The 16,990-nt window shown below is 35.8% G+C and carries 17 protein-coding genes; 8 read left to right on the forward strand and 9 right to left on the reverse strand.

Going from position 1 to position 16,990, the window contains the following annotated elements; all coding sequences use genetic code 11:
* Positions 1-33: 33 nt before the first annotated feature.
* Positions 34-1,611 carry a flagellin A gene (locus CCY99_RS06065; RefSeq protein ID WP_112060529.1) on the reverse strand — a complete coding sequence of 526 codons (1,578 nt, stop codon included), beginning with the start codon at positions 1,609-1,611 and terminating at the stop codon, positions 34-36.
* A gap of 166 nt (positions 1,612-1,777) precedes the next feature.
* Here CCY99_RS06065 and CCY99_RS06070 point away from each other — a divergent pair, with 166 nt between their 5' ends.
* The 3 genes from CCY99_RS06070 to CCY99_RS06080 all read left to right on the forward strand — a co-directional run bounded on the left by CCY99_RS06070 (position 1,778) and on the right by CCY99_RS06080 (position 4,846).
* Complete coding sequence (locus tag CCY99_RS06070) at positions 1,778-2,530, forward strand: formate/nitrite transporter family protein (RefSeq protein ID WP_181646863.1); 753 nt, start codon at positions 1,778-1,780, stop codon at positions 2,528-2,530.
* Positions 2,531-2,622: 92 nt separating this feature from the next.
* Positions 2,623-3,624 carry a sugar phosphate isomerase/epimerase gene (locus CCY99_RS06075; protein ID WP_112060531.1) on the forward strand — a complete coding sequence of 334 codons (1,002 nt, stop codon included), beginning with the start codon at positions 2,623-2,625 and terminating at the stop codon, positions 3,622-3,624.
* A complete protein-coding gene (locus CCY99_RS06080) occupies positions 3,614-4,846 on the forward strand; it encodes an MFS transporter (protein ID WP_112060532.1) in 1,233 nt (410 codons plus the stop codon). The genes CCY99_RS06075 and CCY99_RS06080 overlap by 11 nt, the downstream gene beginning before the upstream one ends.
* Before the next feature lie 286 nt (positions 4,847-5,132).
* Here the strand turns inward: CCY99_RS06080 and CCY99_RS06085 are convergent, their stop codons facing one another.
* The 7 genes from CCY99_RS06085 to CCY99_RS06110 all read right to left on the reverse strand — a co-directional run bounded on the left by CCY99_RS06085 (position 5,133) and on the right by CCY99_RS06110 (position 11,927).
* Positions 5,133-7,901, reverse strand: a complete 2,769-nt coding sequence (locus CCY99_RS06085) for a hypothetical protein (RefSeq protein WP_112060533.1) — start codon at positions 7,899-7,901, stop codon at positions 5,133-5,135.
* Between the two features lie 26 nt (positions 7,902-7,927).
* Positions 7,928-8,062 (reverse strand): hypothetical protein, encoded by a 135-nt coding sequence (locus CCY99_RS09930; RefSeq protein WP_258443660.1) that lies wholly within the window; start codon positions 8,060-8,062, stop codon positions 7,928-7,930.
* Positions 8,063-8,110: 48 nt separating this feature from the next.
* The gene (locus tag CCY99_RS06090; protein WP_112060534.1) at positions 8,111-8,299 is read right to left on the reverse strand and encodes a hypothetical protein; all 189 of its coding nucleotides are present in this window, start codon (positions 8,297-8,299) and stop codon (positions 8,111-8,113) included.
* Positions 8,296-8,493 carry a hypothetical protein gene (locus CCY99_RS06095; RefSeq protein WP_112060535.1) on the reverse strand — a complete coding sequence of 66 codons (198 nt, stop codon included), beginning with the start codon at positions 8,491-8,493 and terminating at the stop codon, positions 8,296-8,298. Before CCY99_RS06095 ends, CCY99_RS06090 begins: the two co-directional genes overlap by 4 nt.
* 109 nt (positions 8,494-8,602) lie before the next feature.
* The gene (locus tag CCY99_RS06100) at positions 8,603-9,979 is read right to left on the reverse strand and encodes a hypothetical protein (RefSeq protein ID WP_112060536.1); all 1,377 of its coding nucleotides are present in this window, start codon (positions 9,977-9,979) and stop codon (positions 8,603-8,605) included.
* Positions 9,980-10,067: 88 nt separating this feature from the next.
* Positions 10,068-10,838, reverse strand: coding sequence for a HesA/MoeB/ThiF family protein (locus tag CCY99_RS06105; protein WP_112060537.1), 771 nt, complete (start codon positions 10,836-10,838; stop codon positions 10,068-10,070).
* Positions 10,839-11,168: 330 nt separating this feature from the next.
* Positions 11,169-11,927 (reverse strand): MBL fold metallo-hydrolase, encoded by a 759-nt coding sequence (locus CCY99_RS06110; protein WP_112060538.1) that lies wholly within the window; start codon positions 11,925-11,927, stop codon positions 11,169-11,171.
* A gap of 94 nt (positions 11,928-12,021) precedes the next feature.
* Between CCY99_RS06110 and dgt the strand changes: the two genes are divergently transcribed.
* From dgt to CCY99_RS06125, 3 genes are all read left to right on the forward strand, one after another.
* Positions 12,022-13,071 (forward strand): dGTP triphosphohydrolase, encoded by a 1,050-nt coding sequence (gene dgt / locus CCY99_RS06115; protein ID WP_112060539.1) that lies wholly within the window; start codon positions 12,022-12,024, stop codon positions 13,069-13,071.
* Between the two features lies 1 nt (position 13,072).
* Entirely contained in the window at positions 13,073-14,263 is a 1,191-nt protein-coding gene (locus CCY99_RS06120; protein ID WP_112060540.1) for an aspartate aminotransferase family protein, read from the forward strand.
* 61 nt (positions 14,264-14,324) lie between these two features.
* Complete coding sequence (locus tag CCY99_RS06125) at positions 14,325-14,513, forward strand: hypothetical protein (protein ID WP_112060541.1); 189 nt, start codon at positions 14,325-14,327, stop codon at positions 14,511-14,513.
* Between the two features lie 308 nt (positions 14,514-14,821).
* Here the strand turns inward: CCY99_RS06125 and CCY99_RS09580 are convergent, their stop codons facing one another.
* Entirely contained in the window at positions 14,822-14,989 is a 168-nt protein-coding gene (locus CCY99_RS09580) for a hypothetical protein (protein WP_181646864.1), read from the reverse strand.
* A 26-nt stretch (positions 14,990-15,015) separates the two neighbouring features.
* On the opposite strand from CCY99_RS09580, the gene CCY99_RS06130 reads away from it, so the two are divergent.
* Complete coding sequence (locus CCY99_RS06130; RefSeq protein WP_112060542.1) at positions 15,016-16,443, forward strand: SAM-dependent methyltransferase; 1,428 nt, start codon at positions 15,016-15,018, stop codon at positions 16,441-16,443.
* Positions 16,444-16,476: 33 nt separating this feature from the next.
* Entirely contained in the window at positions 16,477-16,980 is a 504-nt protein-coding gene (petA, locus tag CCY99_RS06135) for a ubiquinol-cytochrome c reductase iron-sulfur subunit (protein WP_112060543.1), read from the forward strand.
* Positions 16,981-16,990: the final 10 nt, after the last annotated feature.

Genomic DNA, 16,990 nt, shown 5'->3' on the forward strand with positions numbered 1-16,990 from the left:
CTTTGCTAGTTTTGCGAAGTGAAATTAAGGAAATTAGTTTAATAACCTTAAGATATTTTGTTGCACTGCGTTTGCTTGGCTCATCGCATAGCTACCGCTTTGTGTAAGGATATTAAGCTTACTAAATTCTGCACTCTCAGCAGCAAAATCCACTTCTCTAATTTGAGATTCAGCGGCTTTAACATTAACTTGAGTTACAGAGATATTATTAACTGTGCTTATCATTTGGTTTTGCACAGAACCCAAATCAGAGCGAACTTTATCTAGCATTTTAATTGCAGATTCCGCTATATCCATAGTTAGCATCGCACCTTTTAGGCTTGTTACACCAGATGCCATTCCAAGACCTAAGTCTGTAGCCTCTAATCGTTTTAGATTATTGACATTGATACCAGCTGCAGAGCGGACATCGCTACCAAAAAGCCCCATAACACTTCGTAAATTAACCGTTGTTTGTGCGGTCAAATCTGGGTCATCTTCGTAGAATCCAATCTCTTCGAAAAATAAATCCGTTGGGCTATCTGCACTCGCTACAACAATATCTCTTGCATCAACTCTAGTTAGAGTTAATTTACCATAGTTTAGAGAACCTGCTGTTGGGTCATCTGATGCACCATCGATTGACTGCCCGTCATTCATATCTTCGACTGCCATCTCATCGCCACCTACAGCACCATCAGCGGAGAATCTAATCCCCCTACCATCTGTGCTTCGTAAATTCAATCGTCCCTCTTGGTCTACAAACGCCTCAACACCGGTATCTGAAGTAACCTTATTTATCGCAGCTACTAATCTACCATCGGAGTCATTTGCTTTGATTCCAGTAATATCACCTAAAACCATACCATTGATATTTACTGCCGCAAGTGAACCAGAAACAATCGCAAGGTCGGAAGTTGACTGCACATTCCATGTTGCTTTTATGCCTGTTTTATCGGAGCTTTTATTGATAATCTCACTTAAAACGCCAATTCCAGTTCCAGCAGAGTGGGAGATATTTACGCTCTCCAAAGTTACATCATTTACGCCATCAACTTGTTTGAAAACAAGTTTTGCTTGTAAAGATTCTTGTATCATATCGCCTGTTTCAATCCTAACTTGACCGATTTTATCGCTCGTAGTAGAACCGATAGACGCTTTAATACTTTGATTTGAATACGCACCAACTTGGAATTCTTTATTAGTAAATTGCCCAGAAAGTAAAGCTTGTCCGTTAAAGCTTGTGGTATTACCAATATAATCCAAACCTTGAATAAGCCTAATAATATCGCTCTGAATCGCACTTCTAGATTCTGTAGTTTGCCCATCTTGAGCGGCTTGTGTAGCTTTCGCTTTGATTTGGTCTAGAATCTTGATTTGCTCGTCCATCGCTTTATCGGCGATTTGGATAATACCCATTGCGTCATTTGTGTTTCGAATCGCCTGACCCAATGCACTTGCTTGAGAACGCAAACTATCGGCGATAGTCATACCAGAAGCGTCATCTGCCGCTTTGTTAATCCTAAGACCTGAGCTTAATTTCTCGAGAGAATTTTTCATACCTAATTGTGTGAAAGTAGATTGCACATGCGCATTTAACGCATTAACATTTGTATTGACTTGAAAAGCCATAATAAACTCCTTTTTATATATTACAAGATATCCTTATCTTGGTAAAGTTAAATCGGATAATTAATAAAAAAATAAATGTAAAATTTTCAATTATAATTTATATTAGTTGCTTAAAATATTTTAATTTTAAATTATAATACCAATAAATATAGATTTAGGTTTTATGATGTTTTTGAGTAATAAAGAAACTGCTTTAGAGGTATTAAAGCTAGGCGAAGCAAAAATGCAATATTCGAATCTTAAAACAATTATTTTAGGATTCCTAGGCGGAGCGTATATTGGCTTAGCAGCTCTTGGATATTTGATTGCATATTATAGGATTGGCGGGGGACTTGGAGCATTTATCGGGGCTTGTATTTTCCCCACAGGGCTTATGCTTTGCGTTCTTGTGGGAGGGTCGCTTTTCACAGGCGATTGCTTGGCGTTTTTAGCATTAATGAAAAGAAAATTTACTACAAGTCTATTTATTACAAAACTTATTTTTGTTTGGATTGGCAATGTATTTGGGGCATTTTTCATTGCTTTAGTATCATTTTTTGGAGGCTCATATAAGGATTTGGGCTTTAGTGAATTTATCGTAAATATCTGCGATTCTAAACTTCATTTAGGATTTTTTGAAGCGATTTGTAGCGGATTCTTATGTAATGCATTAGTAGCGATTGGAGTTTGGTTTGCCCTAGCTTCAAAGAGTTTAGAGGGCAAGATTCTAGCGATATTTTTCCCTGTGATGCTTTTTATCGTCGGCGGATTCCAGCATATCGTGGCAAATATGTATTATCTAAGTGTTGGAATCCTTTTAGATATTTCCATATTTAGTTTTAGCACTCTTTCTTTGCATTTATTAGCTGTTAGCATTGGCAACTTTCTATCTGGTGCTATATTTCTGCCAATTATGTATTATTTTGGATTACTAAAATAAACCTTAACTTACTAATATTACTTCATATTATAAACTATAAGAAATTATTACAATATAATAGATTCTAATCATCAATAAGACTAGGAGATAAGATGGAATTTGGACTTGAAACAGAAAGCTATCATTTATATTTTCAGCACGGGAAAATGGATATTTTTGATTTTATTGACAAAACAAAATCTCTTGGATTAGACGGAGTTCAAATCAATATAATCCCGGATTTAAACCTAAATCCACGTTTCGGGACACTTAAAAGCAATGATAAGGGTTATTTAAGAGAGATTGCAACACATTTGAAACATCTAAATCTATATTGCCAGATAGATTCAAGATGGCTTGAATATAGCTTAAGCAAGGAAGATTTAGAAATAGCAAAAGAGCTAAATGCCGATATTTTAAGAACATATATAAAGGTAGAAAATAATCAATTTAATCAAAAAAATATCATAGAATCCATCGCAAAAATCAAAAAGATTCTCCCCTTGCTTAAAGATTATAATATAAAACTAGCGATAGAAAATCACGAGTATGAAACTAGTGATAATCTAATAGAAATTATGGAATCTATAAATAGTGAATATGTTGGGATTCTCTTTGATGTGGGTAATTCTATGATGGTAAAAGAAACTCCACTAGAATCTTTGCATAAGCTACTGCCATATATCATTAATGTGCATTTTAAAGACCATATTGTAACGATGAATTCCAATAATGAGCCCGTTATCACAGGCGTTCCTATTGGAGAGGGGAGCATTGAAGTAGAACAAATATATAAAATCCTAAGTGGCAAACTCCATCGCATTAATATAGAAACTTGTTATCCATACTCTGCAACGATAAAAGATAGCAAAAGCCAAGATTTGAGGGCAAAAAAGGGAATCTTAACAAAAGAAGATTTTATGGTAGATGGATTTGAGTTTAAAGGAGTATTTGAAATCAAACCAAACCCGATACAAGGAATCTGCCCGATGGATTACTATTATCCACATAGAGTTGGGGAGGAATGGTTGGAAAAGCTTTTAATACTACAAGAGGAATGCGTTATAAAAAGCGTAGCATTTATGAAAAATCTAAGGAGAAAATATGAAAACTAATACTGCCGGATTTAGCTATATGAAACTTGCATTTTTGATTTTGGGAGCTGGGACTATATATAAACTCTCTTCGATTAAAGATGTTTTTTATGTCCCTATGCAACAGGATTGGGGACTTTCAAATACACAAATTGGATTGGCATTTACCTGCTATGCAATCGTGCAAACTATTGGATATTTTTTCTCTATGTATCTAGCAGATAGATTTAGTAAAAAATTATTATTACCAATTGGCTTGATAGGCGTTGGTCTGTGTGGAATGTATCTAACGACATTGCCAGATTATATTGGATATTGCGTTGCATTTGGATTTTTAGCTCTCTTTGGTGAGGTAATCTACTGGCCTTCATTGCTAAAAGCCGTTAGATTACTCGGGGATAAGGAATCTCAAGGAAGATTATTTGGATTCTTAGAGGCTGGAAGAGGTATAGTTGATATATGTATCGCAAGTGGGGCATTAATAGTATTTTCATTATTTGGCGAGGGTTTAGCTGGGCTAAAAGCTGGGCTTTGGTATTACACGATTGTAACTATTGCAATTGGGATTATCACATTTTTTATTGTTGATAGTAGTGATAAAATCAATAATGAGGATAAGGATAGATTTGTATTTGATGGCATAAAATATGTAATTAAAGATAAGCGAACTTGGTTAGCGGCATTTGTGATATTTTTCGTATATTCAACATATATTGGATTAACATATTTTATTCCATTTATGAAAACGATTTATGCACTTCCTGTGGCGTTAGTGGGGGCTTATGGGATTATAAATCAATATGGATTAAAGCTAATAGGTGGCGTTGTGGGTGGATTTTTCAGTGATAAGGTTTTTAAAAGTCCATTGAAATATCTGCGATTTACATTTTTATTAGTTTGTATTGTGGTGATTATATTTGCATTTTTACCACATCAAAGTATTAATATATATTTAGGTATGACTATCACACTTTTTGTAGGAGCTATAGTTTTCACACAAAGGGCGGTATTTTTCGCCCCGATGGACGAGATAGGCACACCACGAGAATATGCTGGAAGTGCGATGGCTTTGGGCTGTTTGATTGGCTATATGCCAAGTATGTTTGGCTATACGCTATATGGATATTTGCTAGATACATTTGAGGGAATGGCTGGATTTAGATTTATTTTCCTATGTATGGCTGGATTTGCATTCATCGGCTTTATAATCGCAAGTCTTTTAAAAAAAGAATTAGAAAAATAAAATAATTTGATTATTTGGAGTTATTGTTTTTACGCAAAGGCGGTTGCAAAGCTTTTAAAAAGAGAGTTAAAAAAATAAATAATTAGTTTATTTGAAGCTATAGTTTTTGCACAAAGGGCGGTATTTTTCGCCCCGATGGACGAGATAGGCACACCACGAGAATACGCTGGAAGTGCGATGGCTTTGGGCTGTTTGATTGGATAATGGCTGGGTTTGTATTTAAAAATAATTTAATTATTTGGGATTCCTTAGATTCTAGTATTAGAATCTATTAGCAGAATCCCATTTAAAACCACAATCTAACATTAAAGAATCCACTATTAGTCATACTTCTATCGCCAAACATTCCTAAGTAATTAAGATTTAATGCTAGATTCTCATTAATACGATAATCCACTCCAAGTTGGGCTATGCCATAGAATTTATCTGTGCCAATTACCACATTATAATTTCTTGTGCCAAGCATCATATCTATTTCAGGTCGCCCTGTAAGCAAGTATTTCACACCTAATCCCATATTTAGCACCCACGCGTTAGAATCCCCAAAGAATTTATCATATCGCCCGAAAATCTCGCCATATAGGAGATTTAATAAACTTGAATTATAATTTTCTGTGCCAAAGCTATAGCCAGAGTTGCTTAATCCCTCGTAGCTAAGCCCTGCTTCAATACTAGCAATTCCTTTCATTGCACCGCTTTTTATATTCCATTGTTTACCAAAACTAGCCACCACATCAAACCCAATGGAATTTAATGCATTTTTTGATTGCTCGGTGCTTACCGGATTTATGGTATTTTGGAAATAATATCCATCTGCCCTTGCTTTTATAAATAGTCCATAAACCAAATCAGCCCTTAGATGAAGTCCTAGCATTGTGGCGATTTGCGTATAATCTAAATTTACCTTATTATTATATCCGCCATAGCCAAAGCCGAAATGAGCCCCAACTATCGTGCTTCCAAAGTCTCCGCTAAGTCCTGTTATAAAGCCATATGTATTTCCACTTGATTTTAATCCATCGCTATCATTTATTTGTTGATTGCTAATAAATGGCATAAAAAAGAAATGTCCGTTATCGCTTTTAGTGCTTGTTTCTGGAGCGATTTGAGCGATTGCTATAGAATCTCTTGTGGATTCTACAGGCTCTACGATTCTTGGCTCTACGATTTGTGGCTGTGTAGCTTTTGGCTCTATTACCTCTGGAGTTTTATTTGGGGTTACTTGGCTTGGGGTGGATTCTACCTCTTCTGGGGCGTTTTTCTGCCTTGTGCCTACAAATCCTCTTCGTCTATAATTTTGTGTTTGTAAGTCTTGGGCGATGTAGAAGCTAGAATCTACATCTTTGGCTTGAGAATATGAGTAGAATTCCCTTTGGCTTGGATTGTAATTCACTCTCACAAAACTTGCTTGTGGAGCTATAGAAGCATAGCTTTTTAAGCCTCTAGATTCTGGGGTTTTATCATTACTTGAGATTCTATTATATGGGAAGCCATATTTGCGAAGTGAATTATTATAAATGGCTTGATTACTTTGCATTAGCATTGTGTTTAGGAGTGAAATATTGCTTTTATGGATATTATTACTAGATGAATTCGCACTTTGCAAATTTACTTGGAAATAACTTCCATTTCGAGTTATGGCATAAAGTGGGTCGGTGGATACGAGGTGATTATAGATATTATCGCCCACCTTAGTTGTGCCGCCCTCATATACAAATCCAGTTGTTCCGGGATTGTCTATCACGACTAATTTAGATAGCAAATAATCCGTATTTAGCTGAAACTTCGTAAAATCAAAGCTAAGCAAAATCTGCCCATTATTTTTCAAATATAATTTTTGGTCGTTAGTCCCACCAGCAGAAAACACCAAGTGCGAGGTATTATCCACACTATCGCTAGTGTAATAAGTGCCACTATCGCCAAAAGCATTAAAAGTCGCTGCATCTTCGTTTAATTTCAATGCGTAAGTTTGGATAGTTAAGCTCCCTATAGCAGAGAAGTTTACATGCCTACCACTATAACTATGAGTGCCAATGTAGCCGGTATTTATAAGATTGTTTATAGTCGTATTATTATAAGCTATGGCTGTTACACCATTAGCGATTGTGCCACTATTTTCTAGCGTATTTAGCGTTAGATTCGCATATAAGTTAATCTTGCCGTTTATTGTTCCGGAGTTTTGGATACTATTCACGCTTTTAACGGTGCTACCAGTGTTGCCACTATGGATATAGATTGCATTGCCGTTTGTAGGGGCATTTATCGTGCCGTGGTTTATAATGCTAGTTATATTGCTCTCTTGGATATGTATGGTGTTGCCTGTGGTTTGCGTGGTTAGTGTGCCGTAGTTTGTGATAGTGCCTACATTGCTTTCTCTCGTGCCACCTCCACCTATAGCTGATTTACTTATATAAATCGCACTATTTTGTGCGGTGATTGTGGCGTCGGCGTTATTTGTGATATTATTTACCGATGTGCCATTTGTGAGATAAAATGCATATTGTTGGGCGGTAATAGTGCCGTTATTTATAAGGTTTGTTACATTCACCACGGTATCACTATTGCCAGAGACAGCATAGAGTGCCGAAGCCCCGCTATTAGTCGTCTCTATCGTGCCGTTATTTATAAGATTAGCCATTGAGACAGATTGATTAAGGAATACAGCGTTAGCAACTGCAGTGCTTCTTATCGTGCCGTTATTAGTAAAGCCAGTGCCACTTAGTATAAGTGCAGTGAAGTTTAATACACCGTCTGTTGCGAAGCCCCCACTCTGTGAACCAATAAATGTGCTTGTTATTGTAATATTACTTGGCACTTCTATACTGCTTAATGCATTACCACTACTACCGACCACTATTTTATTATTTGTAGTTATGGTATCACCGCTCATACTAATATCACTATTTCCAGATGGGATAGTATTTATAACGCAATTGCCAGTATTGTATCCGTTACAAACATTTTGCAATTGAATGACATCAGCTAACGCATTTTGTGATAAAAAAAATAAGAGAATGATAGAGGGGAGAATTAGCTTTAATTTTGGGGTTTGCATAGCAGAATCTATTATTTTGGAATCTACTAGTTTAGAATCTGCTTTAATCTTTCGCTTGAATCTATAGAATCTAGATTTAGTTGATTGTTGCTGCCCCCCCCTATATCGCTAAATCTATGATATGTCAAAAATGATATTTTAAGCCCTAATTTTCTAAACATTTTTCCCTCCTAAAAAAAATTTAGTAATTTAAGTAAATATAAGCCCAACTAATGCATATACATCATCGTTATAGCCATTTGGTAATCTTTGAGTGCGAATCTGCCCATCTTTACATAGCGACACAAAGTTACACGAGATATTTTTAATGTGGATTTAATGGCTTTTTCCAAATCAACAAAACGAAGTTTCTTTGAAAACGAAGTTTCTTTGAAAACGCAGTTTTCTGCCAACTTCATCTATTTTTTAACCTTTTAAAAACAGCCATAACTTCAGGCTTTTCTAGTTCTGCCCTACAAACTTTATTGGTTTTTTGGAAATCTAAATAATGATTAAAAATCTCTTCAGCTTTTTTAATGATTTCCAAATCTTCATCGCTTAAGATTCTATAGAATCTCTCTATGTCTTCTATTTTATGAAAATCAATTTGCATTTTCGCTCCTTTGCTAATAAAAAAGCCTATAATTATACTATTAAATTTAAAAATTTTGAAGTGGTTTATTATCAATTAAGTTATTATAAACCTAATTGATAATATAAAATTAGATTCTTGCAGTTATTTGAAACTTCACTTTTGAATACGAAAGCCCACCAAAGAAATTCGCCAAATAGGCATTTATAGTAATGTATTTATTAACTTGTAGTGTTATGCTGGGTGTTAATTCAAAAAATTTAAGATTTTTGATAAATCTATAATTATCCGCATCTATTGCATTAGTAATCCCATATATTTCATTGATGGTATAGGTGTTGTCTCGTTTTGCTTTAGATAGAATTGGCATATAGTTATTACCACCGATATACGCAAGGTCTAGCCCAAGTCCCACAATATCATTTATGGTATATGATGTTTTTATATATGGGCTATAAACTGAGCTATTTTTTATCCCGCCAGAGCCAAGAAAGCTAAATCCCTCGTATGCAGATGTAATTCCCCCATACCAAACTGCACCTCCTATATCAAGAGAGCCTATTTCCTCCATCATCACACCATAACCTTGCAAAAAACTACCCAAAAAGCCAATCTTTAATGTCATAAATTCATTTTTATAACCAGCTTGGAGATTGTAGATTCCCCTGTCTTTTGCGTGATTGCCTAGTTTAAAACTTTCATTGTATATATTTGCAGCAGGTAGATTAGCACCACCAATTTGTAATTTGGCATTTTTATTTAATCTAGCGATTCCAACTTGCCCTCTTAAGAAAAATCCCTTAGGTAAATCATACATTAAATCCGCCCATAGATTATAATCCATAAATTTACTCGCATATGTCGCACTTAATATATAATTAAAATCATTAATAGTTTGGTTAAAATCAGCAATAACTAGATTATTTCCTATGCCGAAATTATTTGTATTTGATTGATTAGTATATGCTCCTCTACCAACAATTAGATAATAAAACAAATCTGTTAGCCAACTATCATAAAAGCTTACTCTATATTTTATAGTATCCATTTTGCCATACATTGATGCACCATTACCCATATCAAGAACGGGGTCTGTATTTACATGTTTTATATTTAATCTACCTGCCTCTATATATGAACTTATGGGCTTTATATGGTAATCTGCAAATAGATTTGATAATCCAAATCTATCTCCTGCTCGTCGTGGGACTGCTGCTCTCCAGCCCTGAATATCGCCATCTGCCTTAGTGCCATCTGGAACTGATGTCCCAATACCAAAAAATATCCCACTTCCAACGCGAAATCCCGCTAAATCTCCCGTCCTAACATCAAATTTTAAACGATATTGTGTAGAAGTTCCACTGCCATCTTTGCCGAAGTTTGAAAAGATTCTGCCAAATAGAAATCCATCTATCGTAGTATTGTCAATTACATTTTTTAGTAATTCCTCGCCATAAAGTCCTGTGTGGCTTAATATAATAGCCAATGCTAAATATATTTTTTTCATCTTACACCTTTATTTTTTGATATAGTTAAAATATAAAGTTGTAAATTATAATAAAGTTGCTTTTCATTGAAAATAAATTAAGCTAATTTTAATAATCAATTAGTTTTTTTATCCCATTTTCTCCACAGATTCTACAATTTGGATTCCGCTTGATGTCAATTTTTCTAAAAATCATATGCTTTAAATCCACGCTAAGAAGTGTATTTAGGAGCAAATCGCCCGTGTTTAGAAAGTATTTTATCGCCTCACTTGCCTGAATGCACCCAAGCACACCCGGGATAACCCCAAAAAGCCCAGCTTTAAATATAGGATTTAGCTCTTTTGGCGGTGGGGCTTCAAACGCACACGCAAAACAAGCACTTTCTTTTGGCAAAATCGTCATAGCCTGCCCGCAAAACTTGTAGATTCCACTATGGGCGAGGGGCTTAGAGCCTAAAATACACGCATCATTTATCAAAAATTTCGCGGCAAAATTATCCGTCGCATCGATGATAAAGTCATAGGGTGCGATTAAATCCAAGATATTTGAAGCCGAAATTTTCTCCTTATAAATATCAAACTTTGTTTTGTCATTGATATTTTGGAGCTTCTGCAAGGCAGAATCCACCTTGAAATTATCCAAATCGCCCATATTATGCAAAATCTGCCTTTGCAAATTACTCAAATCAACCTTGTCAAAATCCACCAAGCCAATCCGCCCAATCCCCGCAGCCGTGAGATAAAACGCATTTGGAGACCCAAGCCCCCCAGCTCCAATTATCAAAACCGAGCTTTGCATAAGCTTTTCTTGCCCCGCCTCGCCTACCTCATCAAGCATTAAGTGCCTTGTGTAGCGGAATTTATCCTCTTCGCTTAACATTTTTGTCCTTTAAAATTTAAAATTTGAATATTTAATTATAGAAAATTGTTAATTTTCTCAAAAAAATAAATATGGCTTTACTTAAAGGGGCTAATGATAGTTTGCTACTCAAAACGTAACGAGCAAAAGCAAATCTCACTCCTATCCCCAGAATCCCCCAAAGCAAAGATTCTTATAAAGCAAAGCTTCTTGTAAAACGAATATTCTTCGTCAAATAAGCTTTAGCCTCGTTTCCCAACCAACCCTCGACGACACTTCAAAGTAGCTTCGCACGAGATTTGAAAGGTTTATTTTTAAAATCTATTAATTTTTAAAAATTAATTTCTCTCTTTATTTTAGCCAAAATCTAAGATTCCCCTGCTCTGCTTTAATGCTTGTTTTATCGCCGTGTCCGGGATAAAGTGGCAAATCATAGGGAATCTTTCCAAATTGCCTTAAAGATTCCTGCATAGCCTCATCGCTAGAATACGGAAAGTCGCTCCTACCGATAGAATTCAAAAATATAAAATCCCCGCTAAAGATAAAATCGCCGATTTTTATCATACTACAGCCCGGCGTATGCCCCGGGAAAAACATATATTCGACCTTGATTTGGGGGTTAGATTCCGCCTTAGATTCTGCGGATTCCGCCTTTTTTGCAGATTCCACGCTGGAATCTCCGCGAGATTCGACACGAGATTCTAGGCTAGATTCCCCTGAATCCCCGCGAGATTTTGCCCCAGATTCCGCTAAATCCGGCGAATCTGTTTCCACCAACCCATTTTTATCAAAATAAAAAATTTCGTTATTTTCCACTTTTCTATCCGCATTTTGCGGAGTTAGCCCGAGATTAAAGCAATCGCTCTCTAGCATAAAGCAATCTTCTTTAGGGCAGAAAATTGGCACATTCAGCGTTTTTTTAAGCTCGGCATTACACCAAATGTGGTCGAAATGCCCGTGTGTGTTTAAAATCGCTATTGGATTTTTTGCATTTTCTAGCACCCATTCCGCACTACCAACGCCCGGGTCAATGATAAAATCCCCAATATTTGTTTTCAAAATATAGCAATTCGTGGCATAAACCCCAAATGCTTTTTTTAATAATTCCATTTTATATACCTTATAAGTTTACTAATAATACAAAGTGGATTCTATGTTATTTTTGATAAAATCACAATCTAAAATTAAAATAGGCTATTAGATTATGAAATATACAGATAGGTTTTATCCATTTAAAGAGGACTTTCGAAACCCCTATGCAAGGGATAGAGATAGGATAATCCATTGCAGTAGTTTTAGGCGACTTGAATACAAAACCCAAGTATTTCTAAACACGCAGGGAGATTATTTTAGGACGCGACTAACGCACACCATCGAAGTTAGCCAAATCGCACGAGTTATAGCCAATCATTGTGGCTTAGAGGAGAATCTAGCTGAAGCAATCGCTTTATCGCACGATTTGGGGCATTCGCCATTTGGACATGCTGGGGGCGATGAGCTGGATTTTGTGCTAAAAAAATATGGTTTTAAGAATGGATTCGAGCATAATTTCCAATCATTTCGCGTGGTAACAGAGCTAGAAAAGCGATATAAGGATTTTAGTGGATTAAATCTTACTTTTGCCACTCTGGAGGGAATCTTAAAGCATTCCAAGCCATATGAAAAGCCATTTTTTAGCTCGAATCTAAAGCAGATTTTTGATATAAAAAAGGAGCCAAGATTAGAGGCGGTAATCGTAGATTTAAGCGATGAAATCGCCTATTGTAGCCACGATATTGATGATGGGATAAAGCAGAAATTAATTAATTTTGAGATTCTCTCAAAGAATAAAATCGTCCGTGATATTACGGAAAATATCCAGCGACATGGCATTTCACCAAGTGATAAGATTTTCCGCTATCGTTTCATTTCATCGCTTATAAATCTTTTGATTGAAAATATCATTAATAATTTCAAACAAACGAAGCAAATCCGCTACGATGCAAATCTTGCGGAGAATCTAGCGAGTTTAAAAAAGATTCTATTTAAGAATCTCTACAGACACGAGGAAGTGCAACGAAAAATGTTTTTTGGGCGACTTTGCATTCGCTCACTTTTTAGCGACTTTATGGATAATCCAAGCCTTTTGCCAAAAGATTCGCAAAATAAAATCGATAATGGATATAAAAAACACCGAGTAGTAAGCGACTATATCGCATCAATGACGGATAGATACGCTATAAAATGTTACAAAGAATTACACATAGGGGAGTAAAATGAAACAAGATTTAGAGCAAATGGATAAGGACTTTGTGCTACACACATATGCGAGGGATTACACGCATTTTGTGCGTGGAAAGGGGGCAAAAATCTATGATGAGAGGGGGACAGAATACATCGACTTTACCGCTGGGATTGGCGTAAATAGCTTGGGGCACAATCACCCAAAACTAGTAGAATCTATCGCCTCCCAAGCTAAAAATCTAATCCACACTTCAAATCTATATTTAATCGAGCCACAGGCGAGATTGGCAAAAAAGCTAAGCGAAATTAGTGGCTATAAAATGCGGACATTTTTTAGCAATTCGGGACTAGAGGCGAATGAATGTGCCATAAAAATCGCTCGAAAATATGGTGAGCACGAAAATCGATTTGAGATTATCACGCTTAAAAATAGCTTTCATGGGCGGAGTATCGCGACGCTAAAAGCCTGCGGGCAAGATAAGATGCATACGCATTTCGCACCCTTTCCAAATGGCTTTATTTACGCTGAAAATATCGTAAACGCCATAGAAATCGCTAAAAATCGCAAATCCGTCGTGGCGATTCTCCTAGAGCTAATCCAAGGCGAGGGCGGAATCTACGCAATGCCAAGAGATGAAGTCGCCAAGCTTAGGGAATGGACGCAAGAAAACGATGTATTGCTGATGATTGATGAGGTGCAAAGTGGCGTGTATCGAAGCGGAGAATTCTTGTGTGCGAATGCCTATGGGGTTACGCCAGATGTAGTTAGCCTTGCAAAGGGGCTTGCTGGAGGCGTCCCCATAGGGGCGACTATGACAAATAAAATCGATGTGTTTGAGCCAAGTGAGCACGGCAGCACATTTGGTGGGAACTTCCTCTCTACATCGGCTGGGTTGTGCGTCTTGGAGGTTTTGGAGGCGTATCAAAAAAGTGGGGAATTGAGTGAAAATATCGCATTTTTTGAGGAGCATTTAAGGGAACTTCAAGCCAAATATGAGCGTATATTTTTGGGGATTTCTGGGCTTGGGCTAATGCGTGGAATGCAAACGCCAAGCGATGAAATTCTAGGGCAAATCATCAAAGCGGCAAAAAAAGAGGACGTGCTACTACTAAAATCAGGCAAATCTACGCTTCGATTTTTACCGCCAATTACCATTTCAAAAGAAGAGATAAAAGAGGGCTTTGAGCGGCTTACAAAGGCACTAGATTCTATAAAAATTTAAATTTTAGATTCTATGCTTTAGTGCCTAAAATATGGTGAGTTAGCAAAAGATTTGGTTTTTGATGATTCATAAAAAGGCGGTGAGCGATAGATTAAATCGAGGGCAAAGCTCTCCACTAATTAAAAAAATTGTTTTAAGCGAATCTTTAAAATTCTTTGCTGGATTCTTTAGATTCTCACAATTTGGAATCTTTGAAGTTTTGAAAATCTGTGGAATCTTGGGAATCTATAAAAATTTTTTAGATTCTTAAAGTCTGTTTATTTTGTCCTCCACCCTTTTAAGGTGTGAGGCTACCGACTCACACGAGATTCTTAAAAATTGCTTCGCAATTTTTCATTAACTTAAAGATTCCGTGCTTTAGCACCCAAAAATAGGGGTAGTAAGCGAGAATAGATGAAAGATTTTAAGGGCGTTAGCTCTTAAAATTTCCTTGCAAAAAACACCAAAACAAGGAAACAGATTCGCCTTAAAAGAAAAATTTTATTGATTTTTGACACGAGTGTTATATTCGATTCGAATTCGCTTAAAAATTAAGATTTTTTAATAGGTTGATTTTGTCTAATCCCGCCCACCGCCATTTTTTTGCGGATTATCAAAAGCTGGAGTTTTTAACAATCCGCCTTTTTTGGTGCTACCGCATAAGATAAATCTTGTGTGAAACGATGGTTTTACGCCGTAAATGGGTGCGAAAAAGATAGAATCTAAGGGCATTTTTATAGAATGCAAAAGGAAAATAATACTAAGGAAATAATATGCAACCTTTTAGTGAGTTTTTCGCCCAGTGGGTGAGTGAATATTATAAAAATGCAACAATCGGCAAATCTGGGGACTTTTATACCGCTGTGAGCGTAAGTAAATTTTTTGGAGGAGCGATTGCAAATTACATCTTAAAAAATCTTGAAAATGGAAACTTGGAGCTACCACTAAATATCGTAGATTGCGGGGCAAATAACACGAATCTAATAAAAGATATTTATAGTTTTTTGGAGGCTTTAGGGATTGGTGTGGCGGAAAACTGCGAGTTTTATATAATCGAATCTAATGCAAAAATAGCTGGGCTTGAGATGGAATCTAATACCAAAATAGCGAATAAAAAACTAGCTTGCAATTTAGCGGATTCTAAAGATTTAGATTCTAAAAACTTGCAAGTATCTAAGGATTCTGCCATAGATTCTAAGCTAGATTCTACAAAATGCCGAGAATCTGCAGATTCTACGATAGATTCGCCCAATAATCCCAAAGATTCGCTAGATTCTAATAATTCCAAACCTCCAAAAATCCATATTTTAAAAAATCTAGATTCTCTAAAACCACTTAAAAATAATACATTTTTTATCGCAAATGAATTTTTTGACGCTTTGCCTTGCGAGCTTTATAGTGATGGAAAAATGGCATTTGTGGATAAAAATATGAATATAAGATTCTTAGATTCTAAAGAGATTCTAAGATATTCTAAAAATCAAGATTCCAATAATTTTAATAATCTAGAATCTAATGAATTTGATTGTTCTAAACAATTAGACAAATCCTATCCGCCGTTTTCCGGTGCGGAAATTTTCTGTAAAACTAGCAATAGCGAAGTTTCCTGTAAAACGAGCAATAGTAAGCCAAAATCCCACTTTATAGCAAATTCCAATGATATTGGAAAATCTGGGGATTTGTTTAAAAACCTAGATTCTATAATGCAAATTGCAGAATCTCTACATATCATAAAAGGCGAGATTCCGCTTAGCTATTTTGATTTTTGTGCTACCTTAAGAGACATTAATCCAGAAAATAAAAGATGGATTTTTGCTGTATTTGACTATGGGGATAGATATTATAATAATCATTTTAATATTAGAATCTTTCACAAACATAAGGTATTTCCACTTTTTGAAAAAATAAATGCCCTTAAATCATATTTTAAAACAAGTGATATTACCTATAATGTGCCTTTTTTATTGCTTGATAAATCTTTTGAAAATATTGGTGGGAAGAAAATTTTATTTAAAAAACAAGATATTGCGTTAATAGAGGATTTTGGCATTTTGGATTTATTGCAAAAGTTTCATAGTAGCAAATCAATCACAAACACTATATATTTAAAGGAAAGTAATAAGATTAAAACTTTACTTAATGTATTAAATGATAATTTTAAAACATCAATTTATATCAATTTTAAACCTAAGCTAGTATAATATTACTTTTTAAAATTTTATCAGGGAGATTACATGGAAGAAAATGTCAATAGACGCGATTTTCTAGGAATGAGCCTAGCAGGAGTGGCGACAATTGGGGCTATTGGGACATTGTATGCTATGAAAAAAAGTTGGGACCCACTTCCTAGTGTGGTTACAGGTGGATTTACAACTGTGGATATTTCTCAACTTCAAGTTGGGGAATTGAAAACTTTTGAATGGCGTGGGCAACCTGTATATGTGCTTAAAAAAGCCGCAGATGATACAAAAGTCGAGGGAAGAGACTTTGAGGTAAATGGCGAGTTGTATACGGTTGGATTGCAGGTATGCACGCATCTTGGCTGCATTCCTTTATATGTAGCAAATAAGAAAGAATTCCTATGTGCTTGCCACGGCGGAGTTTTTAACTCTTCGGGTGTAAATCTAGCTGGACCACCACCAAGACCGATGGAAATACCTCCATTCAATATTGATGGAACTAAGCTTACTTTTGGTGAAGAGGGCGAAGTATATAAGCAATTAGTGTCAAAAGCATAAGGAGAAATTA

Origin of the sequence: Helicobacter sp. 16-1353, from assembly GCF_003288815.1 — a bacterium.
GTDB lineage: Bacteria > Campylobacterota > Campylobacteria > Campylobacterales > Helicobacteraceae > NHYM01.